11 protein-coding genes and 6 rRNA genes are annotated in these 25,753 nt (G+C 64.6%); 1 reads left to right on the plus strand and 16 read right to left on the minus strand.

Features of this window, described 5'->3' with window-relative positions; genetic code table 11:
• Positions 1-23: 23 nt before the first annotated feature.
• Complete coding sequence (locus ACY3FI_RS13800) at positions 24-857, minus strand: tetratricopeptide repeat protein (RefSeq protein WP_462548131.1); 834 nt, start codon at positions 855-857, stop codon at positions 24-26.
• On the opposite strand from ACY3FI_RS13800, the gene ACY3FI_RS13805 reads away from it, so the two are divergent.
• Positions 798-2,318, plus strand: coding sequence for a hypothetical protein (locus ACY3FI_RS13805; RefSeq protein ID WP_462548132.1), 1,521 nt, complete (start codon positions 798-800; stop codon positions 2,316-2,318). The genes ACY3FI_RS13800 and ACY3FI_RS13805 overlap by 60 nt on opposite strands.
• Here ACY3FI_RS13805 and rrf (ACY3FI_RS13810) read toward each other — a convergent pair.
• The 15 genes from rrf (ACY3FI_RS13810) to ACY3FI_RS13880 all read right to left on the minus strand — a co-directional run bounded on the left by rrf (ACY3FI_RS13810) (position 2,319) and on the right by ACY3FI_RS13880 (position 25,737).
• Positions 2,319-2,435 (minus strand): 5S ribosomal RNA (gene rrf, locus ACY3FI_RS13810).
• Positions 2,436-2,575: 140 nt separating this feature from the next.
• Positions 2,576-5,704: ribosomal RNA gene (locus tag ACY3FI_RS13815) — 23S ribosomal RNA — on the minus strand.
• Between the two features lie 432 nt (positions 5,705-6,136).
• Positions 6,137-7,658 (minus strand): 16S ribosomal RNA (locus ACY3FI_RS13820).
• Between the two features lie 1,847 nt (positions 7,659-9,505).
• Positions 9,506-9,622, minus strand: a 5S ribosomal RNA gene (gene rrf, locus ACY3FI_RS13825).
• Positions 9,623-9,762: 140 nt separating this feature from the next.
• Positions 9,763-12,891: ribosomal RNA gene (locus ACY3FI_RS13830) — 23S ribosomal RNA — on the minus strand.
• Between the two features lie 432 nt (positions 12,892-13,323).
• A 16S ribosomal RNA gene (locus tag ACY3FI_RS13835) occupies positions 13,324-14,845 on the minus strand.
• Together the 16S, 23S and 5S rRNA genes form the textbook arrangement of a ribosomal RNA operon.
• A 566-nt stretch (positions 14,846-15,411) precedes the next feature.
• On the minus strand, positions 15,412-16,725 hold the full coding sequence (tyrS, locus tag ACY3FI_RS13840; protein ID WP_462548133.1) for a tyrosine--tRNA ligase: 1,314 nt from the start codon (positions 16,723-16,725) through the stop codon (positions 15,412-15,414).
• A 41-nt stretch (positions 16,726-16,766) separates the two neighbouring features.
• Positions 16,767-17,459, minus strand: a complete 693-nt coding sequence (locus tag ACY3FI_RS13845) for a DNA-3-methyladenine glycosylase (RefSeq protein WP_462548134.1) — start codon at positions 17,457-17,459, stop codon at positions 16,767-16,769.
• Positions 17,456-18,907 (minus strand): argininosuccinate lyase, encoded by a 1,452-nt coding sequence (gene argH, locus ACY3FI_RS13850; RefSeq protein ID WP_462548135.1) that lies wholly within the window; start codon positions 18,905-18,907, stop codon positions 17,456-17,458. The genes ACY3FI_RS13845 and argH overlap by 4 nt, the downstream gene beginning before the upstream one ends.
• A gap of 125 nt (positions 18,908-19,032) precedes the next feature.
• Positions 19,033-20,229, minus strand: coding sequence for an argininosuccinate synthase (locus ACY3FI_RS13855; protein WP_462548136.1), 1,197 nt, complete (start codon positions 20,227-20,229; stop codon positions 19,033-19,035).
• 16 nt (positions 20,230-20,245) lie between these two features.
• The gene (gene argF / locus ACY3FI_RS13860; RefSeq protein ID WP_462548137.1) at positions 20,246-21,172 is read right to left on the minus strand and encodes an ornithine carbamoyltransferase; all 927 of its coding nucleotides are present in this window, start codon (positions 21,170-21,172) and stop codon (positions 20,246-20,248) included.
• On the minus strand, positions 21,169-22,422 hold the full coding sequence (locus tag ACY3FI_RS13865; RefSeq protein ID WP_462548138.1) for an acetylornithine transaminase: 1,254 nt from the start codon (positions 22,420-22,422) through the stop codon (positions 21,169-21,171). The genes argF and ACY3FI_RS13865 overlap by 4 nt, the downstream gene beginning before the upstream one ends.
• A complete protein-coding gene (argB, locus tag ACY3FI_RS13870; protein ID WP_462548139.1) occupies positions 22,419-23,444 on the minus strand; it encodes an acetylglutamate kinase in 1,026 nt (341 codons plus the stop codon). Before argB ends, ACY3FI_RS13865 begins: the two co-directional genes overlap by 4 nt.
• Positions 23,444-24,643 (minus strand): bifunctional glutamate N-acetyltransferase/amino-acid acetyltransferase ArgJ, encoded by a 1,200-nt coding sequence (gene argJ, locus ACY3FI_RS13875; protein ID WP_462548141.1) that lies wholly within the window; start codon positions 24,641-24,643, stop codon positions 23,444-23,446. Before argJ ends, argB begins: the two co-directional genes overlap by 1 nt.
• Positions 24,640-25,737 (minus strand): N-acetyl-gamma-glutamyl-phosphate reductase, encoded by a 1,098-nt coding sequence (locus ACY3FI_RS13880; RefSeq protein ID WP_462548142.1) that lies wholly within the window; start codon positions 25,735-25,737, stop codon positions 24,640-24,642. The genes argJ and ACY3FI_RS13880 overlap by 4 nt, the downstream gene beginning before the upstream one ends.
• Between the last annotated feature and the right edge of the window lie 16 nt (positions 25,738-25,753).

Raw genomic sequence — 25,753 nt, forward strand, 5'->3', positions numbered from 1 at the left:
CGTCCGTCGGCGCCCGCGGCGACTCAGTCGGCTGCGGATCCGTCGACGTCGACGGGGTTGTCGTCGTCGATCTCGCCGGGCTCGTCGCCGGGCTCGTCGTCTCCGGGCTGGCCGTCGCCGGGCTCGTCGAGTTCGTCGTCGCCGAGCTGGTCGGTGTCGTCGATGCCGTCGGCTCCGTGCGCAACGACGGCGGGGTCGACGACGTCGTCTCCGGGCTCTTCGACCTCGAGCGTTTCCTCGACCACATCAACTGTCTCCCAAGCGTTCTCGTCGGCGACCTCGGCGAGGGCCTCGGTGGCACGGTCCACCCGCGCCCACCACTCGTCGGCCTCGTCCTGGCGGCCGAGCTCCTCGAGCGTGGCCGCGTAAGCACTGTAGAGCGCCGGGGACCACGAGTACGCCGTGGAGGGGTCGAGCTGTGGAATCTCCAGCTCACCCAGTGCCGCTGTGGGATTCCCGAGGTCGAGGCGGGCGCCGGACATCGCGATCGCGAGCTCGACCTGCACGGGGATCTCAAGCGCCGCCCGTTCGACCGAGCGGCCGAGCTCGAGTGCCCGCTCGGGACGCCCGAGCCCACGCTCGCAGTCGACCATCATCGGGAGCTGGTCGTTCCGGCCCGAGATGCGTCGGTACGTCCGGAGTTCCCGGAGCGCCGTCGCGAAGTCGCCGAGGCGGTAGGCCGTGATGGCAGCGGTCTCCCGCACGACCCCGACGCGGCCGGCGCGACGAGCAGCGCTCAGCGCGTGCTGGTTCGCGAGCTCCGGGTCCTCGTCCACGAGCATCGCCGCAGCAACGAGGTGACGGGCGACCCAGTCGGCGTTGTCCTTGCTGAGCGTCTTCAGCTCCGAACGCGCCACCTTGTCGAGGTCGCGTGCGGTGATCTCCTCGGGGATCTCCGGGTCGTCGTGACGCGGGCGGATCGACTTCGTGCCGTAGGGGTCGCGGTCCTCCCAGTCGTCACGCGCAGCCTCGCCGAACCGAGCGCCGGCGTGCCGGCTGCCGTCACCGAAACGCTGCCGGTCGTCACGGCCGCCGCGCTCGTCGCGGCCGCCTCGGGTATCGCGGTCCGCACCGCCACGGAACGGACGGTCCCCGTCGCGACGCGGACGGTCGTCCCCGCCACGGAACGGACGGTCGGACGACGGGCGGAACGGACGGTCCCCATCACGGCGCGGACGGTCATCCCCGCCACGGAACGGGCGGTCCCCATCACGGCGCGGACGGTCATCCCCGCCACGGAACGGACGGTCCCCATCACGACGCGGACGGTCATCCCCGCCACGGAACGGACGATCACCATCACGACGCGGACGGTCATCCCCGCCACGGAACGGACGATCACCATCACGACGCGGACGGTCATCCCCGCCACGGAACGGACGATCACCATCACGGCGCGGCCGGTCATCCCCGCCACGGAACGGACGATCCGACGACGGGCGGAACGGACGATCACCATCACGACGCGGACGGTCATCCCCGCCACGGAACGGACGATCACCATCACGACGCGGACGGTCATCCCCGCCACGGAACGGGCGGTCCCCATCACGACGCGGACGGTCATCCCCGCCACGGAACGGACGATCACCATCACGACGCGGACGGTCATCCCCGCCACGGAACGGGCGGTCCCCATCACGACGCGGACGGTCATCCCCGCCAAGGAACGGGCGGTCCCCATCACGACGCGGCCGGTCGTCCCCGCCACGGAACGGACGATCCGACGACGGGCGGAACGGACGATCACCATCACGACGCGGACGATCTGCACCGCGCGGACCATCACCACGCGGCGGGCGTCCCGAATCGTCACGGTCACTCCGCCAGGCCGGCCGACGCCCGCCGTCACGGGACGAGCGGTCACCGTCGCGGAACGACCGGCCCTCGCGGGACGAGTCTCCGCGACGAGCCGGACGGCCGCTGTCGCGCTGCCCACCGTCACGCCGGTCGCCGTCCCGACGGTCGCCCTCGCGACGTTCGAAGTCGCGGGGCCCGGACGACCAGCGGCTTCCGCCGCCGTCACGACGAGGACGATCGCCGCGATCACCTCGATCGCCGTCGTTCCGCCGCTGCTCGTCGTCGTTCGCCACCGTAGCTCCTCATCGCGTGCCCAGCCTTCGCCGGGCGATCGTCCGCTGTGTCGTTGTAGTGCCGCACCGGTTGCCCGACGCGCGCCGCACCAGTCCACCACGGACCGGCGCGCGAGTCGAGCGACCTGCGGCAGAAACAGATGTAGCCACCGGTCTCCGCCGAGAACGAGGGTCTCCCCTACGAGTTCTCGATGGAGGGCCGATGGCCACATCTTTCTTGTTTGAGTCCGGCGGCGTCCTACTCTCCCACAAGGTCCCCCTTGCAGTACCATCGGCGCTGAGAGGCTTAGCTTCCGGGTTCGGAATGTGACCGGGCGTTTCCCTCTCGCTATGACCACCGGAACACCTTCGACTTGACCCTTGGATCAAGAAAGCTGTTCCCGCATGCATTGCGGTGTTCAGTTCTCGTGTTCCCGATCGTCTGTCGGGAACCACAAAGTGGACGCGAGCCCCACACCACGGATGGTGTGGGTAAAAAGTGTGTTGTCAAGTCTTCGGCTTATTAGTACCGGTCAGCTCCACGGGTCGTTAGTCCCCGCTTCCACATCCGGCCTATCAACCCAGTAGTCTGCTGGGAGCCTCTCACACTCAAGGTGCATGGAAATCTCATCTCGAAGACGGCTTCCCGCTTAGATGCTTTCAGCGGTTATCCGGTCCGAACGTAGCTAATCAGCGGTGCCCTTGGCAGAACAACTGACACACCAGAGGTTCGTCCATCCCGGTCCTCTCGTACTAGGGATAGATCTTCTCAAATTTCCAACGCGCGCAGCGGATAGGGACCGAACTGTCTCACGACGTTCTAAACCCAGCTCGCGTACCGCTTTAATGGGCGAACAGCCCAACCCTTGGGACCTACTCCAGCCCCAGGATGCGACGAGCCGACATCGAGGTGCCAAACCATGCCGTCGATATGGACTCTTGGGCAAGATCAGCCTGTTATCCCCGAGGTACCTTTTATCCGTTGAGCGACAGCGCTTCCACAAGCCACTGCCGGATCACTAGTCCCGACTTTCGTCCCTGCTCGACCTGTCAGTCTCACAGTCAAGCTCCCTTGTGCACTTACACTCGCCACCTGATTGCCAACCAGGTTGAGGGAACCTTTGGGCGCCTCCGTTACTCTTTGGGAGGCAACCGCCCCAGTTAAACTACCCACCAGGCACTGTCCATGAACCCGATCAGGGTCCTACGTTAGACATCCAGAGTGACCAGAGTGGTATTTCAACAATGACTCCACGAACACTAGCGTGCCCGCTTCACAGTCTCCCACCTATCCTACACAAGCCACACCGAACACCAATACCAAGCTGTAGTAAAGGTCACGGGGTCTTTCCGTCCTGCTGCGCGTAACGAGCATCTTTACTCGTAGTGCAATTTCGCCGAGTTCGCGGTTGAGACAGCTGGGAAGTCGTTACGCCATTCGTGCAGGTCGGAACTTACCCGACAAGGAATTTCGCTACCTTAGGATGGTTATAGTTACCACCGCCGTTTACTGGGGCTTAAATTCAGAGCTTCGCCCAAAGGCTAACCCCTCCTCTTAACCTTCCAGCACCGGGCAGGCGTCAGTCCGTATACATCGTCTTGCGACTTCGCACGGACCTGTGTTTTTAGTAAACAGTCGCTTCCCACTGGTCTCTGCGGCCTTCAACGCTCCACAACGAGAAGTCGTGTCACGTGTCCGGCCCCCCTTCTCCCGAAGTTACGGGGGCATTTTGCCGAGTTCCTTAACCACGATTATCTCGATCTCCTTGGTATTCTCTACCTGACCACCTGAGTCGGTTTCGGGTACGGGCGGCTGCAACCTCGCGTCGATGCTTTTCTCGGCAGCATAGGATCACTGATTTCCCCTTACGGGTACGCGTCGGGTCTCAGGCATATAGACGACGGATTTGCCTATCGTCAGCCCTACATCCTTACACCAGGTTCACCTTACGGATACCATCGCCTGGCTCAGCTACCTTCCTGCGTCACACCTGTTCATACGCTAGCCGCACCAGCATGGGGTCGAGCGTTAGACCGGCCACCATCACCCCGAAGGGATCCGGACAGTCCGGGTTAGGACTCTTAGCACCACTGGATTAGCTTGGGCGGTTGTTCGCCGGTACGGGAATATCAACCCGTTGTCCATCGACTACGCCTGTCGGCCTCGCCTTAGGTCCCGACTTACCCAGGGCGGATTAACCTGGCCCTGGAACCCTTGGTCTTTCGGAGGACGGGTTTCTCACCCGTCTTTCGCTACTCATGCCTGCATTCTCACTCGTGTGGCGTCCACGGCTGGATTACTCCGCCGCTTCACTCGCCATACGACGCTCTCCTACCACTCCGCACGACTGAACCACGAAGGCTTGTCTGTGTGCGAAATCTACAACTTCGGCGGTGTGCTTGAGCCCCGTTACATTGTCGGCGCGGAATCACTTGACCAGTGAGCTATTACGCACTCTTTCAAGGGTGGCTGCTTCTAAGCCAACCTCCTGGTTGTCTGTGCAACTCCACATCCTTTCCCACTTAGCACACGCTTAGGGGCCTTAGTTGGTAGTCTGGGTTGTTTCCCTCTCGACGATGAAGCTTATCCCCCACCGTCTCACTGCTGCGCTCTCACTCACCGGCATTCGGAGTTTGGCTGACGTCAGTAACCTGTTGAGGCCCATCGGCCATCCAGTAGCTCTACCTCCGGCGAGAAACACGCAACGCTGCACCTAAATGCATTTCGGAGAGAACCAGCTATCACGAAGTTTGATTGGCCTTTCACCCCTATCCACAGCTCATCCCCTCCATTTTCAACTGAAGTGGGTTCGGTCCTCCACGACGTCTTACCGTCGCTTCAACCTGGCCATGGATAGATCACTTCGCTTCGGGTCTAGGACATGCGACTGAATCGCCCTATTCAGACTCGCTTTCGCTACGGCTGCCCCACACGGGTTAACCTCGCCACATATCACTAACTCGCAGGCTCATTCTTCAAAAGGCACGCCGTCACATCAACAAGGATGCTCCGACGGTTTGTAAGCAAACGGTTTCAGGTACTATTTCACTCCCCTCCCGGGGTACTTTTCACCTTTCCCTCACGGTACTTGTCCGCTATCGGTCATCTGGGAGTATTTAGGCTTATCAGGTGGTCCTGACAGATTCACACGGGATTTCTCGGGCCCCGTGCTACTTGGGATACACATCCGGCCATAACACCATTTCGTCTACGGGGCTGGCACCCACTACGGCCCGGCTTTCAAACCGGTTCGACTATGATGCGCTGTAACCGCCCCAGTCCGGCAGAACTGAGCGACGTGTCCCACAACCCCGACCATGCAACGCCCGCCGGCTATCACACATGATCGGTTTAGCCTCATCCGCTTTCGCTCGCCACTACTCACGGAATCACATGTTGTTTTCTCTTCCTGTGGGTACTGAGATGTTTCACTTCCCCACGTTCCCTCTACCCGCCCTATATATTCAGGCGGGAGTCACCAGGTCACAAAAGCGCCCAGCGGGGTTTCCCCATTCGGAAATCCTCGGCTCACAGCTCGATTATCAGCTCCCCGAGGCTTATCGCAGATTTCTACGTCCTTCTTCGGCTCCAGATGCCAAGGCATCCACCGTTTGCTCTTAGAAACTTGACCACAAAGATTAAAATTGCGATCGACTCGAACAACAACAACCACCCCGAAAGGCGTCATCATCGTCACGAGCGATCTAAGATGCTCGCGTCCACTGTGTAGTTCTCAACATACGATCGGCACCACACTCCCCCGACACACAACGCGTCAGCTTCATGCAGCCCACCGAAGAACCCGCCAGGAAGATCAACTCCCCAACACGGCTCAACCCTCCCACCAACCGGCAGGAGAAGCCTGGTCCCTCAGGACCCAACAACGTGCACCAGCCGACCCGCTCACCCCGACCCGTTCCAACCCACCCCCGAAGAAGCAGACGTACTCAGGCCAGAAGCTACGCTCCCGACTGCACTGTCAATGTTCCACCCATGAGCTACCGGCGAGAACGTTCGTCTCGATCCGGCGCCTGGACACCAAACGGTGCCAGATGCTCCTTAGAAAGGAGGTGATCCAGCCGCACCTTCCGGTACGGCTACCTTGTTACGACTTAGTCCTAATCACCGATCCCACCTTCGACGGCTCCTTCCACAAGGGTTAGGCCACCGGCTTCGGGTGTTACCGACTTTCATGACTTGACGGGCGGTGTGTACAAGGCCCGGGAACGTATTCACCGCAGCGTTGCTGATCTGCGATTACTAGCGACTCCGACTTCATGAGGTCGAGTTGCAGACCTCAATCCGAACTGAGACCGGCTTTTTGGGATTCGCTCCACCTTACGGTATCGCAGCCCTTTGTACCGGCCATTGTAGCATGCGTGAAGCCCAAGACATAAGGGGCATGATGATTTGACGTCATCCCCACCTTCCTCCGAGTTGACCCCGGCAGTCTCCTATGAGTCCCCGCCATAACGCGCTGGCAACATAGAACGAGGGTTGCGCTCGTTGCGGGACTTAACCCAACATCTCACGACACGAGCTGACGACAACCATGCACCACCTGTACACCGACCACAAGGGGGCGACCATCTCTGGCCGTTTCCGGTGTATGTCAAGCCTTGGTAAGGTTCTTCGCGTTGCATCGAATTAATCCGCATGCTCCGCCGCTTGTGCGGGCCCCCGTCAATTCCTTTGAGTTTTAGCCTTGCGGCCGTACTCCCCAGGCGGGGCGCTTAATGCGTTAGCTACGACACAGAAACCGTGGAAAGGTCCCTACATCTAGCGCCCAACGTTTACGGCGTGGACTACCAGGGTATCTAATCCTGTTCGCTCCCCACGCTTTCGCTCCTCAGCGTCAGTTACGGCCCAGAGATCTGCCTTCGCCATCGGTGTTCCTCCTGATATCTGCGCATTCCACCGCTACACCAGGAATTCCAATCTCCCCTACCGCACTCTAGTCTGCCCGTACCCACTGCAAGCCCGAGGTTGAGCCTCGGGATTTCACAGCAGACGCGACAAACCGCCTACGAGCTCTTTACGCCCAATAATTCCGGACAACGCTTGCACCCTACGTATTACCGCGGCTGCTGGCACGTAGTTAGCCGGTGCTTTTTCTGCAGGTACCGTCACTTTCGCTTCTTCCCTACTAAAAGAGGTTTACAACCCGAAGGCCGTCATCCCTCACGCGGCGTTGCTGCATCAGGCTTTCGCCCATTGTGCAATATTCCCCACTGCTGCCTCCCGTAGGAGTCTGGGCCGTGTCTCAGTCCCAGTGTGGCCGGTCACCCTCTCAGGCCGGCTACCCGTCGTCGCCTTGGTGAGCCATTACCTCACCAACAAGCTGATAGGCCGCGAGTCCATCCCCAACCAAAAAATCTTTCCACCACCAGACCATGCGGCCAGTAGTCATATCCAGTATTAGACGTCGTTTCCAACGCTTATCCCAGAGTCAGGGGCAGGTTACTCACGTGTTACTCACCCGTTCGCCACTAATCACAGGAGCAAGCTCCTGATCATCGTTCGACTTGCATGTGTTAAGCACGCCGCCAGCGTTCGTCCTGAGCCAGGATCAAACTCTCCGTAAAAAAATTACAACCAACACCGAAGTGTCAGCGAGTTGAAACTGACTGTAAAGACTGTCTACTGACAATCAATTCAATCCAAAAGGAATTGTCTCCGACGACCACAACCAAAGCTGCGGTCGCACAGGGTCAATAAATTGGCATTGACAATGTGCACGCTGTTGAGTTCTCAAGGACCAGACGCACCCCCCACTCGACCCGAAACAGGTTCCGCCAGAGAGGCATTCGTTCTTGCATCCCGTCGCGACATGACCGGAATCAGTGTCTTGATCAGGGAGTTGGTTGCCGGTGCGGGACCCCGTCCGGACTGCATCCCCGTGGCTTGCACCTCGGTGACCGTCTCGGCCGTTCCGTTCTCCGCCTCAGCGGCAACGAGTGATTACTTTACGTGGAGGTGAACGAACGCGCGAACTGTCGTACATCCCGGGCGTGTCGTACCCCGTCTTCCCTGGATCTGCGCGGAAGCCGGGGTACCGGGAGCTCTGGCCAGCATCGGCCCGCTGCTGCGCAGAGACGGACCGTGGTGTCACTGCGGGCAAGGCGAGGAGCCGGCTGGCCCGAGGACGGTCTGTTGCGGCGCCACGACGGCCGCTGTGCGTCTCTCGGCGACTCCCGGCCGTGCGCACGGTGGCGGGGAGGTCGCGTCGGTCCGTCGATCCATGCTGACATCGGCTGCGACCGGTGCCCTGCCCCTGCGCATGCGCTCGCGCCTTGTCCCACTCCAGCGCATCTGACCGAGCGAACGAAGCCGTCGCGCCCGCAGCGCGGAGATCGTCAGTCGATCGGCCGGCTCCCGGCGGGAATGGGAGAGCTCGAGGAGCGGCCGCTCGGGGGGTGCTACACGGACCTCGCGGTGTCGACGTGTCCCGACGCCTTGCTCCGACGGTCCGCAAGCACGGCTCCCGGGCGAGCGACCCTGCTGAGGCTCCGCGATCGCGGCTTGCCCAGCTGCAGGACGGTACTGGACCGCGCAGTGGGAGACGCAGCGGCATCGCTCCCCGCCGGGAAGGCGTCTCCGCGCGCGACGGTGTCGAGATCAGGCGAACGAGCGGCGCGAGCTACCGTCGCAGCCGACCTTGCGAGCAGCCGAGGCCGCTGCCTTCCTCCGGACCCGATCGCAAGTACCCGCCGGGAACTCCCGGGGGTCGACTCCGTCCTGCCTCTGCGGGACGGCGCGCAACCGACCGGAGCGCTCAGGCTGCGGCGTCCGCGCAGCCCACTGCTCCCACCCCAGGCGCATCGGCGCACTTCGGTCGCGCAACAAGCCCGTCCTGGTCCAGGGAAACGCGGTGCGCCCAGCGATCATCGACGTCGCTGGCGTACCCGGCGTCCGCTCCTGACCAGACGATGGACAGCTCGGCGACGCACGAGCTCACAAGAGCTGATCGCGCTCGAGTCTGTCGCACCGAGGAAGCTCCTGCGTGCACCGTCCCGACCAGCAGCTCGCGTCATCCATCGGATCGCGCCCCACCACCGCTCCGGCGCCAGGAACTGCCCGCCTCACGAACGGGTCCTGCCACGGCCCGACGACCCCGATGCCAACGGGAGCGACGCCAGGCAGCCTTGTCGTCAACCTCAGCCGTCGCTGACATGGCGGATCCGTCGGAAGCTACGGCTATCCAGCTCCTGGTGAGCATCAGCAGAGTCTCTGCTTCCTCCGGCGCTCATCGGTGAGGGCACCAGCCCGGTGCAGCCGGCTAGGACGGAAAGGGTAGGTGCGTGCGGAGAACACCTACACTGAGCGGTTCTCGAGCCACCCAACGCCGGCACACCGAGGAGCACATCACTCCGGAACGCAGAAAACCCCTGACCGGTGCCGGTCAGGGGTTTCTTGGTGGTGCAATATTTGAGTCCGGCGGCGTCCTACTCTCCCACAAGGTCCCCCTTGCAGTACCATCGGCGCTGAGAGGCTTAGCTTCCGGGTTCGGAATGTGACCGGGCGTTTCCCTCTCGCTATGACCACCGGAACACCTTCGACTTGACCCTTGGATCAAGAAAGCTGTTCCCGCATGCATTGCGGTGTTCAGTTCTCGTGTTCCCGATCGTCTGTCGGGAACCACAAAGTGGACGCGAGCCCCACACCACGGATGGTGTGGGTAAAAAGTGTGTTGTCAAGTCTTCGGCTTATTAGTACCGGTCAGCTCCACGGGTCGTTAGTCCCCGCTTCCACATCCGGCCTATCAACCCAGTAGTCTGCTGGGAGCCTCTCACACTCAAGGTGCATGGAAATCTCATCTCGAAGACGGCTTCCCGCTTAGATGCTTTCAGCGGTTATCCGGTCCGAACGTAGCTAATCAGCGGTGCCCTTGGCAGAACAACTGACACACCAGAGGTTCGTCCATCCCGGTCCTCTCGTACTAGGGATAGATCTTCTCAAATTTCCAACGCGCGCAGCGGATAGGGACCGAACTGTCTCACGACGTTCTAAACCCAGCTCGCGTACCGCTTTAATGGGCGAACAGCCCAACCCTTGGGACCTACTCCAGCCCCAGGATGCGACGAGCCGACATCGAGGTGCCAAACCATGCCGTCGATATGGACTCTTGGGCAAGATCAGCCTGTTATCCCCGAGGTACCTTTTATCCGTTGAGCGACAGCGCTTCCACAAGCCACTGCCGGATCACTAGTCCCGACTTTCGTCCCTGCTCGACCTGTCAGTCTCACAGTCAAGCTCCCTTGTGCACTTACACTCGCCACCTGATTGCCAACCAGGTTGAGGGAACCTTTGGGCGCCTCCGTTACTCTTTGGGAGGCAACCGCCCCAGTTAAACTACCCACCAGGCACTGTCCATGAACCCGATCAGGGTCCTACGTTAGACATCCAGAGTGACCAGAGTGGTATTTCAACAATGACTCCACGAACACTAGCGTGCCCGCTTCACAGTCTCCCACCTATCCTACACAAGCCACACCGAACACCAATACCAAGCTGTAGTAAAGGTCACGGGGTCTTTCCGTCCTGCTGCGCGTAACGAGCATCTTTACTCGTAGTGCAATTTCGCCGAGTTCGCGGTTGAGACAGCTGGGAAGTCGTTACGCCATTCGTGCAGGTCGGAACTTACCCGACAAGGAATTTCGCTACCTTAGGATGGTTATAGTTACCACCGCCGTTTACTGGGGCTTAAATTCAGAGCTTCGCCCAAAGGCTAACCCCTCCTCTTAACCTTCCAGCACCGGGCAGGCGTCAGTCCGTATACATCGTCTTGCGACTTCGCACGGACCTGTGTTTTTAGTAAACAGTCGCTTCCCACTGGTCTCTGCGGCCTTCAACGCTCCACAACGAGAAGTCGTGTCACGTGTCCGGCCCCCCTTCTCCCGAAGTTACGGGGGCATTTTGCCGAGTTCCTTAACCACGATTATCTCGATCTCCTTGGTATTCTCTACCTGACCACCTGAGTCGGTTTCGGGTACGGGCGGCTGCAACCTCGCGTCGATGCTTTTCTCGGCAGCATAGGATCACTGATTTCCCCTTACGGGTACGCGTCGGGTCTCAGGCATATAGACGACGGATTTGCCTATCGTCAGCCCTACATCCTTACACCAGGTTCACCTTACGGATACCATCGCCTGGCTCAGCTACCTTCCTGCGTCACACCTGTTCATACGCTAGCCGCACCAGCATGGGGTCGAGCGTTAGACCGGCCACCATCACCCCGAAGGGATCCGGACAGTCCGGGTTAGGACTCTTAGCACCACTGGATTAGCTTGGGCGGTTGTTCGCCGGTACGGGAATATCAACCCGTTGTCCATCGACTACGCCTGTCGGCCTCGCCTTAGGTCCCGACTTACCCAGGGCGGATTAACCTGGCCCTGGAACCCTTGGTCTTTCGGAGGACGGGTTTCTCACCCGTCTTTCGCTACTCATGCCTGCATTCTCACTCGTGTGGCGTCCACGGCTGGATTACTCCGCCGCTTCACTCGCCACACGACGCTCTCCTACCACTCCGCACGACTGAACCACGAAGGCTTGTCTGTGTGCGAAATCTACAACTTCGGCGGTGTGCTTGAGCCCCGTTACATTGTCGGCGCGGAATCACTTGACCAGTGAGCTATTACGCACTCTTTCAAGGGTGGCTGCTTCTAAGCCAACCTCCTGGTTGTCTGTGCAACTCCACATCCTTTCCCACTTAGCACACGCTTAGGGGCCTTAGTTGGTAGTCTGGGTTGTTTCCCTCTCGACGATGAAGCTTATCCCCCACCGTCTCACTGCTGCGCTCTCACTCACCGGCATTCGGAGTTTGGCTGACGTCAGTAACCTGTTGAGGCCCATCGGCCATCCAGTAGCTCTACCTCCGGCGAGAAACACGCAACGCTGCACCTAAATGCATTTCGGAGAGAACCAGCTATCACGAAGTTTGATTGGCCTTTCACCCCTATCCACAGCTCATCCCCTCCATTTTCAACTGAAGTGGGTTCGGTCCTCCACGACGTCTTACCGTCGCTTCAACCTGGCCATGGATAGATCACTTCGCTTCGGGTCTAGGACATGCGACTGAATCGCCCTATTCAGACTCGCTTTCGCTACGGCTGCCCCACACGGGTTAACCTCGCCACATATCACTAACTCGCAGGCTCATTCTTCAAAAGGCACGCCGTCACATCAACAAGGATGCTCCGACGGTTTGTAAGCAAACGGTTTCAGGTACTATTTCACTCCCCTCCCGGGGTACTTTTCACCTTTCCCTCACGGTACTTGTCCGCTATCGGTCATCTGGGAGTATTTAGGCTTATCAGGTGGTCCTGACAGATTCACACGGGATTTCTCGGGCCCCGTGCTACTTGGGATACACATCCGGCCATAACACCATTTCGTCTACGGGGCTGGCACCCACTACGGCCCGGCTTTCAAACCGGTTCGACTATGATGCGCTGTAACCGCCCCAGTCCGGCAGAACTGAGCGACGTGTCCCACAACCCCGACCATGCAACGCCCGCCGGCTATCACACATGATCGGTTTAGCCTCATCCGCTTTCGCTCGCCACTACTCACGGAATCACATGTTGTTTTCTCTTCCTGTGGGTACTGAGATGTTTCACTTCCCCACGTTCCCTCTACCCGCCCTATATATTCAGGCGGGAGTCACCAGGTCACAAAAGCGCCCAGCGGGGTTTCCCCATTCGGAAATCCTCGGCTCACAGCTCGATTATCAGCTCCCCGAGGCTTATCGCAGATTTCTACGTCCTTCTTCGGCTCCAGATGCCAAGGCATCCACCGTTTGCTCTTAGAAACTTGACCACAAAGATTAAAATTGCGATCGACTCGAACAACAACAACCACCCCGAAAGGCGTCATCATCGTCACGAGCGATCTAAGATGCTCGCGTCCACTGTGTAGTTCTCAACATACGATCGGCACCACACTCCCCCGACACACAACGCGTCAGCTTCATGCAGCCCACCGAAGAACCCGCCAGGAAGATCAACTCCCCAACACGGCTCAACCCTCCCACCAACCGGCAGGAGAAGCCTGGTCCCTCAGGACCCAACAACGTGCACCAGCCGACCCGCTCACCCCGACCCGTTCCAACCCACCCCCGAAGAAGCAGACGTACTCAGGCCAGAAGCTACGCTCCCGACTGCACTGTCAATGTTCCACCCATGAGCTACCGGCGAGAACGTTCGTCTCGATCCGGCGCCTGGACACCAAACGGTGCCAGATGCTCCTTAGAAAGGAGGTGATCCAGCCGCACCTTCCGGTACGGCTACCTTGTTACGACTTAGTCCTAATCACCGATCCCACCTTCGACGGCTCCTTCCACAAGGGTTAGGCCACCGGCTTCGGGTGTTACCGACTTTCATGACTTGACGGGCGGTGTGTACAAGGCCCGGGAACGTATTCACCGCAGCGTTGCTGATCTGCGATTACTAGCGACTCCGACTTCATGAGGTCGAGTTGCAGACCTCAATCCGAACTGAGACCGGCTTTTTGGGATTCGCTCCACCTTACGGTATCGCAGCCCTTTGTACCGGCCATTGTAGCATGCGTGAAGCCCAAGACATAAGGGGCATGATGATTTGACGTCATCCCCACCTTCCTCCGAGTTGACCCCGGCAGTCTCCTATGAGTCCCCGCCATAACGCGCTGGCAACATAGAACGAGGGTTGCGCTCGTTGCGGGACTTAACCCAACATCTCACGACACGAGCTGACGACAACCATGCACCACCTGTACACCGACCACAAGGGGGCGACCATCTCTGGCCGTTTCCGGTGTATGTCAAGCCTTGGTAAGGTTCTTCGCGTTGCATCGAATTAATCCGCATGCTCCGCCGCTTGTGCGGGCCCCCGTCAATTCCTTTGAGTTTTAGCCTTGCGGCCGTACTCCCCAGGCGGGGCGCTTAATGCGTTAGCTACGACACAGAAACCGTGGAAAGGTCCCTACATCTAGCGCCCAACGTTTACGGCGTGGACTACCAGGGTATCTAATCCTGTTCGCTCCCCACGCTTTCGCTCCTCAGCGTCAGTTACGGCCCAGAGATCTGCCTTCGCCATCGGTGTTCCTCCTGATATCTGCGCATTCCACCGCTACACCAGGAATTCCAATCTCCCCTACCGCACTCTAGTCTGCCCGTACCCACTGCAAGCCCGAGGTTGAGCCTCGGGATTTCACAGCAGACGCGACAAACCGCCTACGAGCTCTTTACGCCCAATAATTCCGGACAACGCTTGCACCCTACGTATTACCGCGGCTGCTGGCACGTAGTTAGCCGGTGCTTTTTCTGCAGGTACCGTCACTTTCGCTTCTTCCCTACTAAAAGAGGTTTACAACCCGAAGGCCGTCATCCCTCACGCGGCGTTGCTGCATCAGGCTTTCGCCCATTGTGCAATATTCCCCACTGCTGCCTCCCGTAGGAGTCTGGGCCGTGTCTCAGTCCCAGTGTGGCCGGTCACCCTCTCAGGCCGGCTACCCGTCGTCGCCTTGGTGAGCCATTACCTCACCAACAAGCTGATAGGCCGCGAGTCCATCCCCAACCAAAAAATCTTTCCACCACCAGACCATGCGGCCAGTAGTCATATCCAGTATTAGACGTCGTTTCCAACGCTTATCCCAGAGTCAGGGGCAGGTTACTCACGTGTTACTCACCCGTTCGCCACTAATCACAGGAGCAAGCTCCTGATCATCGTTCGACTTGCATGTGTTAAGCACGCCGCCAGCGTTCGTCCTGAGCCAGGATCAAACTCTCCGTAAAAAAATTACAACCAACACCGAAGTGTCAGCGAGTTGAAACTGACTGTAAAGACTGTCTACTGACAATCAATTCAATCCAAAAGGAATTGTCTCCGACGACCACAACCAAAGCTGCGGTCGCACGGGGTCAATAAATTGGCATTGACAATGTGCACGCTGTTGAGTTCTCAAGGACCAGACGCACCCCCCACTCGACCCGAAACAGGTTCCGCCAGAGGGGCATTGTGTTCTTGGCACCACCGGCTGGGCGTCGGACCGAGGTCCTGTGGCTCATCCCGTAGGAGAGGGCCGGTGGAGTAGTCATCCTAAGCGTCGAAGCGATCCAGCACAAGGCCGGTGTCGAACTTCAGTGGAGGATCGTCCCCGCTTGAGGCCGGCAGGCTCTGGGCTTTCGCTCCAGCCGCTCCGCCGCACCTTTGGGGTGACGAGTAGGAACTCTACGTGGCGCGGACCGGCACCGCCAAGACGTGCAACATCCCGGGCGTGTCGCGTTCTGCAACACCAAGCCCCTGGACGGACTCGAGCCCGGTTCCCACACGGGAACCGGGCTCGAACGGGCGCCGACGATCAGACGATGGTCACGCCGGCGAGGGTCTTCTTGCCACGACGGAGCACGAGCACTCCCCCGGGCAGCGCGGCTGCCGACAGCGGTGCGGTCGCGTCCTCGACGCGGACGTTGTTCACGGAGACCCCGCCCTGGTCGACGGCGCGGCGGGCTTCGCCGAGCGACTTCACGAGTCCGGTCTCCACGAGGGCCCGGGCGACGTCGGCGTCACCGCCGAGCGTCACCGAGCCCGGGAGCTCCGCGATCGCCGACCGCAGGACGTCCGCGTCGAGCGCGCCCAGGTCGCCGTTGCCGAACAACGCCGCACTCGCGTCGATCACTGCGTTCGTGGCGTCGACACCGTGCACGACCGCGGTCACCTCGAAGGCGAGGGTGCGCTGGGCTTCGCGACGGAAGGGTTCGTCGGCCACCGCGCGCTCGAGCCGGTCGATCTCGTCGCGGGTCAGGAAGGTGAACTCGCGCAGGCGTGCCACGACGTCGGCGTCCGCGGTGTTGAGCCAGAACTGGTAGAAGGCGTACGGCGACGTCATCTCCGGGTCGAGCCAGATCGCGTTGCCCTCGCTCTTGCCGAACTTCGTGCCGTCCGAGTTCGTGATGAGCGGCGTGCCGAACGCGTGCACCGACTCTCCCTCGGTGCGACGGATGAGCTCCGTCCCCGAGGTCAGGTTCCCCCACTGGTCGGATCCGCCGGTCTGCAGCGTGCACCCGTACTGCCGGAAGAGCTCGCGGTAGTCGAGCCCCTGCAGGATCTGGTAGCTGAACTCGGTGTAGCTGATCCCCGCGTCGGAGTTGAGGCGCGCGGCGACGGCGTCCTTCTTGAGCATGGAGTTGACACGGAAGTACTTGCCGATGTCGCGGAGGAAGTCGATGGCGGACAGCGGAGCCGTCCAGTCCAGGTTGTTCACGAGCCGCACGCCGTTGTCGCCGTCGGGACTGAGGAAGCGCGACACCTGGCCCTGCAGCCTGGTCACCCACTCGGCCACCGTCTCCGGGGTGTTCAACGTGCGCTCGGCGGTCGGACGTGGGTCCCCGATGAGTCCGGTCGAGCCGCCGACGAGCGCGAGCGGCTTGTGCCCCGCGAGCTGGAGCCGACGCATGGTCAACAGCTGGAGCAGGTTGCCGCAGTGCAACGACGGTGCGGTCGGGTCGAACCCGCAGTAGTACGTGACCGGCTCGCCGTCGAGGGCCTCCTTGAGTGCGGTCTCGTCGGTCGAGACGTGCACCAGACCACGCCAGCGCAACTCGTCCCACACCGAGGCGAAGGCGGGGTCGTTCTGCTGGCGCGTCAGGACATCGAGCGCGGTATCACTGGACACCTCGACATCGTACCGGCGCGGGCCGGCCGTGACGGTGGGGATCAGTCGAGCGCGCCCTTGTGCCGGCGGTACGTCGAGACCGTCGGGTCGCCCGTCAGCCAGAACCGCCACGGGAAGCGTGCGCCGCCGGCGACGCCGCCGACGCCGGTGCGCGGACCGCGCGAGATGCGCGCGACCGGCGCGCCGTCGCGGCCCACCACGGTCTCCTGCAGCAGCTCCTCGACGACGCGGGCCGGTCCGTGGACGGCGATCCGCGCCTCCAGACCGGGTGCCAGGGTGAGCACGAACGGGCCGGATCCGTCGAGCAGCGAGGTGCCGTCGTCGGTGCCGAGCACCGCGCCGAGCGCCCCGCCGAGGTTGCCGGGACCGCGCGCCAACGCGACCTCGGGGACGGAGTCGCCGCGGCGGGCACGCGCCGTCGCGGCGCCGTCGACCACCTCGGCGGCACGGAGGAGCGAGCCGGACGAGGTGCCGTCCGGGCCGCTGACGACGTTGACGCAGGTGTGGATGCCGTACGAGCGGTAGGCGTACAGCGTGCCGGGAGGACCGAACAGGTGACGGTTGCGCGGTGTCGGACCACGGTGCCCGTGCGAGCCGGGGTCGGTCGCGCCGGAGTACGCCTCGACCTCGGTGATCCGCAGCGTCACGCCCCGCCCCGCGATCGTCGCACCGAGCAGGGCCGGAGCGCCGATCGGGGCGAGCTCGGAGAGCAGCGCCAACCTGCCGTCGGTCATCGGGCGGAGGGAGCGCCCTCGGCGAGGGTACGGATCCGCCCGGTCAGGTCGGCGAGCTGCTCGCGGACCCGCTCGGGAGCGGTCCCACCGACCCCCGAGCGCGAGGCGACACTGCCCTCGACGGTGAGGACCTCGCGGACGGCCGGCGTCAGGTGCTCCGACACCTTCCGGTACTCGTCGTCCGACGGGTCGTCGAGCTCGATGCCGCGCTCCTCGCAGTACCGGACGAGTGCACCGGAGATCTCGTGCGCGTCGCGGAACGGCACCCCCTGCCGGACCAGCCACTCGGCGACGTCGGTCGCGAGCGAGAAGCCCTGTGGCGCGAGCTCCGCCATCCGGTCGGTGTCGAAGGACAGCGTCGCGATCATGCCGGTGAACGCCGGTAGCAGGACCTCGAGCTGGGCGACGGAGTCGAAGACGGGCTCCTTGTCCTCCTGCAGGTCACGGTTGTAGGCCAGCGGCAGGCCCTTCAGCGTTGCGAGCAGACCGGTCAGGTTGCCGATCAGTCGCCCGGACTTGCCGCGCGCGAGCTCGGCGATGTCCGGGTTCTTCTTCTGCGGCATGATGCTCGAGCCGGTCGAGAACGCGTCGTGCAGCCGGACGAAACCGAACTCCTTCGTGTTCCAGAGGATGACCTCCTCGGCCAGGCGGGAGACGTCGATGCCGATCTGCGCGAGGACGAAGGCGAACTCGGCGACGACGTCACGCGCCGCGGTCGCGTCGATCGAGTTGTCGAGCGGGCGCGCGAAGCCGAGGTCGCGGGCGATCGCGGCCGGGTCGAGCCCGAGCGAGCTGCCCGCGAGGGCACCGGCACCGTAGGGGCTCACACTCGCGCGGTCGGCCCAGTCGCGCAGACGCTCGAGGTCGCGGACGAGCGGCCACGCGTGCGCGAGGAGGTGGTGGGCGAGCAGGACCGGCTGCGCGTGCTGCAGGTGGGTGCGCCCGGGCATGATCGCGTCCGGGTGCTCGGTCGCCTGCTGGGTGATCGCGTCGACGAGGTCGATGACGAGGTGCCCGATGCGGCGGCCGTGGTCGAGCATGTGCATCCGGCCGAGGGTCGCGATCTGGTCGTTCCGGCTACGGCCGGCGCGGAGCTTGCCGCCGAGTTCCGGGCCGACGTCCGCGATGAGCAGGCGTTCGAGGGCGCCGTGCACGTCCTCGTCGGAGGGGTCGGGGCGGAGCGAGCCGTCGGCGTGCGCGGCCTCCAGGCGGTCGAGGCCTGCGGTCATCCGGTCGAGCTCGTCGGCCGTCAGGTAGCCCGCGACCTGCAGGGCTCGGGCGTGTGCTCGGGACCCGGCGATGTCGTAGGGGGCGAGCTGCCAGTCGAACTGCGTCGACCGGGACAGCTCGGCGAGCTCGGCGCTCGGGCCGTCGGCGAAGCGGCCGCCCCAGAGGGCACCGGTGTTGGTGGCGTCGGTCTTGGCGGCGGGCTGGGTCGCGTCGGTCACGTCGGTGCCTTCTCGGTCGGTGGGGTGGGTGGTGCTGGTGTCGTGCGTCGTGCGTCGTGCGTCGTGCGTGGTGCTGGTGTCGTGCGTCGTGCTGGTGTCCTGCGTGGTGCTGGTGTCGTGCGTCGTCAGTTGGCGAGGTCACGCCGCGCGGCGACCCGTCCGGGGAGCGACCAGAGCCCGGCGAACCCGGAGGCGAGGCCGCGGTCGAACCCGTCGTCCCCCTCCTGCGTCGCGAGCTCGAAGTCGTAGAGGCTCTGCTCGGAGCGCCGCCCCGTGACGACCGCGCGGCCTCCGTGCAGCCGGAGCCGGACGTCGCCCGACACGTGCTGCTGGGTGTGCTCCACGAAGGCGTCGAGCGCCCGACGGAGTCCACCGAACCAGCGTCCGTCGTGCACGGCGTCCGCCCACTCGGCCTCGACCTGTCGCTTGACGCGCAGGACGTCCCGCTCGAGGGTCAGGCGCTCGAGTTCCTCGTGCGCGATCGTGAGGGCGGCCGCCGCCGGGACCTCGTAGACGCTGCGCGACTTGATGCCGACGAGCCGGTCGGCGACGACGTCGACGCGTCCGACGCCGTGCTTGCCCGCGACCGCGTTGAGCTCCTGCACGACGAGGAGTGGACTGAACCGCTGCCCGTCGAGCGCGACCGGGACGCCACGCTCGAAGGTGACGGTGACCTCGTCCGGCTCCTGCACGAGGGTCGGGTCCTGGGTCAGGGCGAAGCAGTCCGCCGGCGGCTCACCCCACGGGTCCTCGAGCTCGCCGGCCGTGACCGCACGACCCCACACGGTCTGGTCGACCGAGTACGACCCCGCGGCCAGGGAGTCCACCGGTAGCCCGCGCTCCGCGGCGGAGGCGGCAGCACCCGAACGGGACGCCCCCTCGTCGCGGACGGGCGCGAGACAGGTGAGCCCGGGAGCGAGTGCCGCGACCGCAGCCTCGAACCGGACCTGGTCGTCCCCCTTGCCCGCGCACCCGTGCGCCACGGCGTCCGCGCCGAACTGCCGTGCGGCCGTCGTCAGGTGCTCGGCCACGAGCGGACGGGCGAGGGCGGTGACGAGTGGGGACCGGCCGCGCAGGAGGGCGTTGGCGCGGAGGGCCGGGACCACGTGGCGGTCCGCGAACTCGTCCTTCGCGTCGACGACGACGGCCTCGACCGCGCCGCAGTCGAGCGCCCGCTGCCGGACGACGTCGAGGTCCTCGCCGCCCTGACCGAGGTCGACGGTCAGGGCGACGACGTCCTTGCCCGTGGCGGCACGCAGCCAGCCGATGCCGACGGAGGAGTCGAGTCCGCCGGAGTACGCGAGGACGACGCGGTCTGCCATGGTGCGGGTGCTCCGGTCAGGCGCTCGCGGCCAGGAGCCAGGCGAGGAGGGCCTTCTGCGCGTGCAGTCGGTTCTCCGCCTCGTCCCAGATGATGCTCCGCGGTCCGTCGATCACCTCGGCGGTCACCTCGAACCCGCGGTCGGCCGGCAGGCAGTGCATGAAGACCGCGTCGTCGGCAGCGTGGCCGAGGAGCTCGTCGTCCACCCGGTACCCGGCGAAGGTGTCGAGTCGCGCCTGCTTCTCGTCCTCCTTGCCCATCGACACCCAGGTGTCGGTGACGACGACGTCCGCGCCGGCGACCGCCGCCACGGGATCGGTCACGACGAGGACCGATCCGCCGGTCTCGGCAGCACGACGCTCGGCGTCCTCGACCACGGACTGCACCGGCGAGAACGACGCCGGGGCGGCGACGCGTACGTGCATGCCAGCGGTCGCACCGGCGAGCAGGTACGACTGCGCCATGTTGCTCGCGCCGTCACCGATGAAGGCCACGGTCTGCCCGGCGAGCGTGCCGCGGTGCTCGCGGATCGTCAGCAGGTCAGCCAGGAGCTGGCACGGGTGGAAGTCGTCCGACAGGGCGTTCACGACGGGGACGCTCGTGCCGGCGGCCATCTCCTCGAGCCCCGACTGCGCGTAGGTGCGCCAGACGATCGCCGACACCATCCGTTCGAGCACACGCGCGGTGTCCGACGGTGTCTCCTTGCCGCCGAGCTGGCTGTTCGCCGTCGTGATGACGAGCGGGCTGCCGCCCAGGTCGGAGATGCCGACGTGGAAGGACACGCGCGTCCGGGTGGACGACTTGTCGAAGATCACGGCGACGGACTGGGGGCCGGCCAGGGGCTTCTGGCCCCACCGGTCCGCCTTCATGCGGGCGGCGAGGTCGAGGATCGCGGACTGCTCGGCCTGCGTCAGGTCGTCGTCGCGGAGGAAGTGGCGGGTCATGCGGAGGTCTCCTGGGTGGGGGTGCCCTGCTCGGTGCCGGCGTGCTCGGCAGCGACTGCTGCCAGACTCTCGCGGAGGATCGACACGAACTCGTCGATCTCGGCGTCGGACACGATGAGCGGCGGCGCGATGCGCAGGCTCGACTCGTTCGGGGCGTTGATGATGAGGCCGCGCCGCAGGGCATCGGCGCTCACCGCGGCGGCGACCGGACCGGCCAGCCCGACGCCGATGAGCAGCCCGGTGCCCCGGACCTCCTCGACGAGGGGCGATCCGATGCTCGCGATCCCGGCACGGATGCGCTCGCCCTTCGTCACCGCACCGGCGACGAGGTCCGCGCGTTCGATCTCCTCGAGGACGGCGTTCGCCACGCGGGTGCCCAGCGGGTTGCCGCCGAAGGTCGACCCGTGCTGCCCCGCCGAGAAGAGCTCCGACGCCCACCCGAAGGTCACCAGGGCGCCGATCGGGAACCCACCGGCGATGCCCTTGGCGATGGTGACGGCGTCCGGGGTGAACCCGTGGCCCTGGAACGTGAACCAGTTGCCCGTGCGGCCGACCCCCGTCTGGATCTCGTCGAGGACGAACAGCGCGCCGTGCTCCTCGGTGAGGCGTCGGGCCGCGAGCAGGAAGCCCTCGGGCAGGTCGACCACGCCGGCCTCGCCCTTGATCGGCTCGACGATGAGCGCCGCGACGGTGTCGTCGATCGCTGTCTCGAGCGCCTCGACGGTGGAGTCGATGTGCTCGACGCCCGGCACCATCGGCAGGAAGTCCTGCTGCAGCGCGGGCTTGCCGGTGAGGGCGAGTGCGCCCATCGTCCGGCCGTGGAAGCCCTGCTTGAGCGCGAGGATCCGGGTCTTGCGACCGTCCTCGCCGCGGTTGAGGCGGGCGAGCTTGAAGGCTGCCTCGTTCGCCTCGGCACCGGAGTTGCCGAAGTACACGCGACCCGCGTCACCGGCGCCCGTGATGCGCTTGAGTCGCTCGGCGAGTTCGAGCTGCGGCGGCGTGGCGAAGTAGTTCGACACGTGCACGAGCTTGGCCGCCTGGTCGCTCACTGCCGCGACGAGCGCCGGGTGGGCGTGCCCGAGGGAGTTCACCGCGATGCCCGCGAGGAAGTCGAGGTACTCGTTGCCGTCGACGTCCCAGACACGGCAGCCCTCGCCGCGTTCGAGCATGATCTTCGGCGGGGTCAGGGATCGCATGAGCGACGCCCCGAACCGGTCGTTCCAGGTCTGGGTCTGCGTCTCGGTGCTCACTGCTCGTGCCCCTTCTCGGTCGTTGCTTCGTGCCGGCCCGCGCCGGAGGCGGCCACCGACGCTGCGACGCGTCGACCGATCTCCGCGTGGGTCATCTGGTTCTCGGTGCGGCGGCTCGGGTCCGGGATCACCTCGGTGCCCGCACCGCGGAGGGTGAACACCTCGAGCAGGATCGAGTGCGGGATCCGGCCGTCGATGATGGTGGCGCCACCGACCCCGCCGACCACGGCGTCGAGGCACGCGGTCATCTTCGGGATCATCCCCGACTCGAGCGACGGCAGCAGCTCGCGGAGTTCCTCGACCGCGATGAGGTCGACGATCGAGTCGCGGTCCGGCCAGTTGCGGTACAGGCCGGGGACGTCCGTGAGCATCATGAGCTTCGATGCCTTGAGCGCGATCGCGAGCGCACCGGCGGCCGCGTCGGCGTTCACGTTGAGTGCCTGGTCCGGGTGCTCGTCGTCGATCGCGATGCTCGACACGACGGGGATGCGCCCGGCCTCGATCGCGGCGAGGACACCGGATGGGTCGACGTGGGTGATGTCGCCGACGTGACCGAGGTCGAAGTGCTCGCCGTCCACGACGACGCCCTTCTTCTCGCCGGTGAAGAGCGAGCCGCCGTCACCGAAGACCCCGACGGCCAGGCCGTCGCCGTGCTCGTTCACCAGGTCGACGATCTCGCGGTTCACCTCGCCGGCGAGGACGTCGCGGACGACCGTGATCGCCTCGGTCGTCGTGACGCGGTACCCGCCGCGGAACTCGGACTCGATGCCCTGCTCCTTGAGCGCCGCCGAGATCTGCGGGCCGCCGCCGTGCACCACGACCGGGTGCAGGCCGGCGTACCGGAGGTAGACCATGTCCTCGGCGAACGCGCGCTTGAGGTCGTCGTTCACCATGGCGTTGCCGCCGAACTTCACGACGACGACCTTGCCCGAGTACCGCTTCAACCACGGCAGGGACTCGATGAGCGTCGCGGCCTTGACGGCGGCGAGCTCGTGCTCCTCTTGCTTCGTCAGATCGCTCATCAGCTGGAGTACGCGCTGTTCTCGTGCACGTAGTCGTGCGTGAGGTCGTTGGTGAGGATCGTCGCCGCGTACGGGCCGACGCCGAGGTCGATGTGCACGTGCGTGTCGCGCGGCGTCAGGTCGACCGCGTCGCTCGGCTGGTCCGGAGCGCCGGCGTGACAGACCCGGACGCCGTTCATCGAGACGTCGACCGCGTACGGGTCGAACGCGGCGTCGGTGGTGCCGATCGCCGCGAGCACCCGGCCCCAGTTCGGGTCGTTGCCGAACACGGCGGCCTTGAAGAGGTTGTTCCGGGCGACGCTGCGTCCGACGGTGACGGCGTCGTCCTCGGATGCCGCGCCGACCACCTCGATCGCGATGTCGTGGCTCGCGCCCTCGGCGTCCTGCTGGAGCTGCCGGGCGAGGTCCGCGCAGACCGCGGTCAACGCCTCCTGGAAGTCGCCGACCTCGGGCGTGACGCCACTCGCGCCGGACGACATCAGCACGACGGTGTCGTTCGTCGACATGCAGCCGTCCGAGTCGACGCGGTCGAACGTCACCCGGGTCGCCGCGCGCAGCGCCTGGTCGAGCTGGTCCGGCGTCTGCACGGCGTCCGTCGTGATGACGACCAGCATCGTCGCCAGGCCGGGTGCCAGCATGCCCGCGCCCTTCGCCATCCCGCCGATCGTCCAGCCGTCCTCGGTCGCCTCCGACTGCTTCGGCTTCGTGTCGGTCGTCATGATCGCGGTGGCCGCGTCCGGCCCGCCGTCGGCGTCGAGCGCCGCGGCAGCGAGGTCGACGCCGCGGAGCACGCCGTCACGGAACGTCTGGTCGCCGACCCCGATCAGGCCGGTCGAGCACACGACGACGTCGCCCGCTCCGATGCCGAGGGCGGCGCCCACCGCCTCGGCGGTGAGGTGCGTGGTCTGGAACCCGAACGGGCCCGTGAAGCAGTTCGCACCGCCCGAGTTGAGGACGACGGCCCGGGCGACGCCGTCGCCGACGACCTGGCGGGACCAGATCACGGGGTGTGCCTGCGCCCGGTTGCTCGTGAAGACGGCTGCGACCGCCGCGTCGGGGCCGTCGTTGACGACGAGCGCGACGTCGGGCTTGCCGCTCGCCTTGAGACCGGCCGTCACGCCGGTCGCGCGGAACCCCGCTGCCGCGGTGACGCCCTGGAGGCGCGACTCGCTCTGGGCGGTCGTGGTCACGTCGGTCACGGTGCGACTCCGTCCACGCTCAGGCCGAGGGTCTCCGGGAGGCCCAGGGCGATGTTGGCCGACTGCACCGCGGCGCCCGCGGTGCCCTTGGCGAGGTTGTCCAGCGCGCTGACCGCGACGACGCGGCCTGCGGCCTCGTCGACCGCGATGCCCACCAGGCAGGTGTTCGCCCCGATCGTGTCGGCGACCCGGGGGAACTCGCCCTCGGGCAGCAGGTGCACGAAGGGCTCGTCCGCGTAGGCCTGCTCCCAGGCGAGCCGGACGTCGCGCGCGCTCACCCCGGGGGCGAGCTTGGCGGTGGTGGTCGCCAGGATGCCACGCGCCATGGGCACGAGCATCGGCGTGAAGGACACGGTGACGTCCGCGGCACCGGCGACCTGCAGGTTCTGCTGGATCTCCGGCACGTGACGGTGGGTGCCGCCGACCGCGTAGGCGCTGGCGGAGCCCATGATCTCGGCCGCGAGGTAGGTCGTGGCGAGCTTCTTGCCGGCACCGCTCGGTCCGACGGCCAGCACTGCGACGATGTCGTCCGACTCGACGAGTCCGGCTTGGATGCCCGGCTGGATGCCGAGCGTCACCGCGGTGACGTTGCACCCGGGGACGGCGATCCGCTTCGTCCCGGCGAGCTCGGTCCGCTGACGGCCCTGCGCCGCGATGTCGTCGACGTCGCGCCACTCCTCCGCGGAGCCCGGCGCCGGCGCCGCGTGCAGGAGCTCCGGCAGGCCGTAGGTCCACGCCCCGTGGTACTCCCCGCCGTAGAACGCCTCCCACGCCGCCGGGTCCGTCAGCCGGTGGTCCGCCCCGCAGTCCACGACGAGCGCCTCGTCGCCGAGTTCCGCGGTGATGGCTCCGGACTGCCCGTGCGGCAGGGCCAGGAAGACCACGTCGTGTCCGCGCAGGTTGTCGGCCGTCGTCTCGACCAGCGTCAGGTGCGACAGCGAGCGGAGGTGCGGCTGCGTCGCGATGAGCGGCTGTCCGGCGTTCGAGAACGCCGTCACCGTCCTGACGTCGAACTCGGGATGGGCGGAGAGCACGCGCAGGAGCTCACCGCCCGCGTAGCCGGAGGCTCCCGCCACGGCGACGGATACGGACATGGGATTCCACCTTTGG

This window comes from Curtobacterium sp. RM9, assembly GCF_054956955.1.

Excerpts from the sequence above, each read along its gene's own strand:
- ACY3FI_RS13845 (WP_462548134.1), bottom strand. The coding sequence starts at position 17,459 with ATGACCGACGGCAGGTTGGCGCTGCTCTCCGAGCTCGCCCCGATCGGC.
- argB (WP_462548139.1), bottom strand. The coding sequence starts at position 23,444 with ATGAGCGATCTGACGAAGCAAGAGGAGCACGAGCTCGCCGCCGTCAAG.
- ACY3FI_RS13855 (WP_462548136.1), bottom strand. The coding sequence starts at position 20,229 with ATGGCAGACCGCGTCGTCCTCGCGTACTCCGGCGGACTCGACTCCTCC.
- ACY3FI_RS13880 (WP_462548142.1), bottom strand. The coding sequence starts at position 25,737 with ATGTCCGTATCCGTCGCCGTGGCGGGAGCCTCCGGCTACGCGGGCGGT.
- argF (WP_462548137.1), bottom strand. The coding sequence starts at position 21,172 with ATGACCCGCCACTTCCTCCGCGACGACGACCTGACGCAGGCCGAGCAG.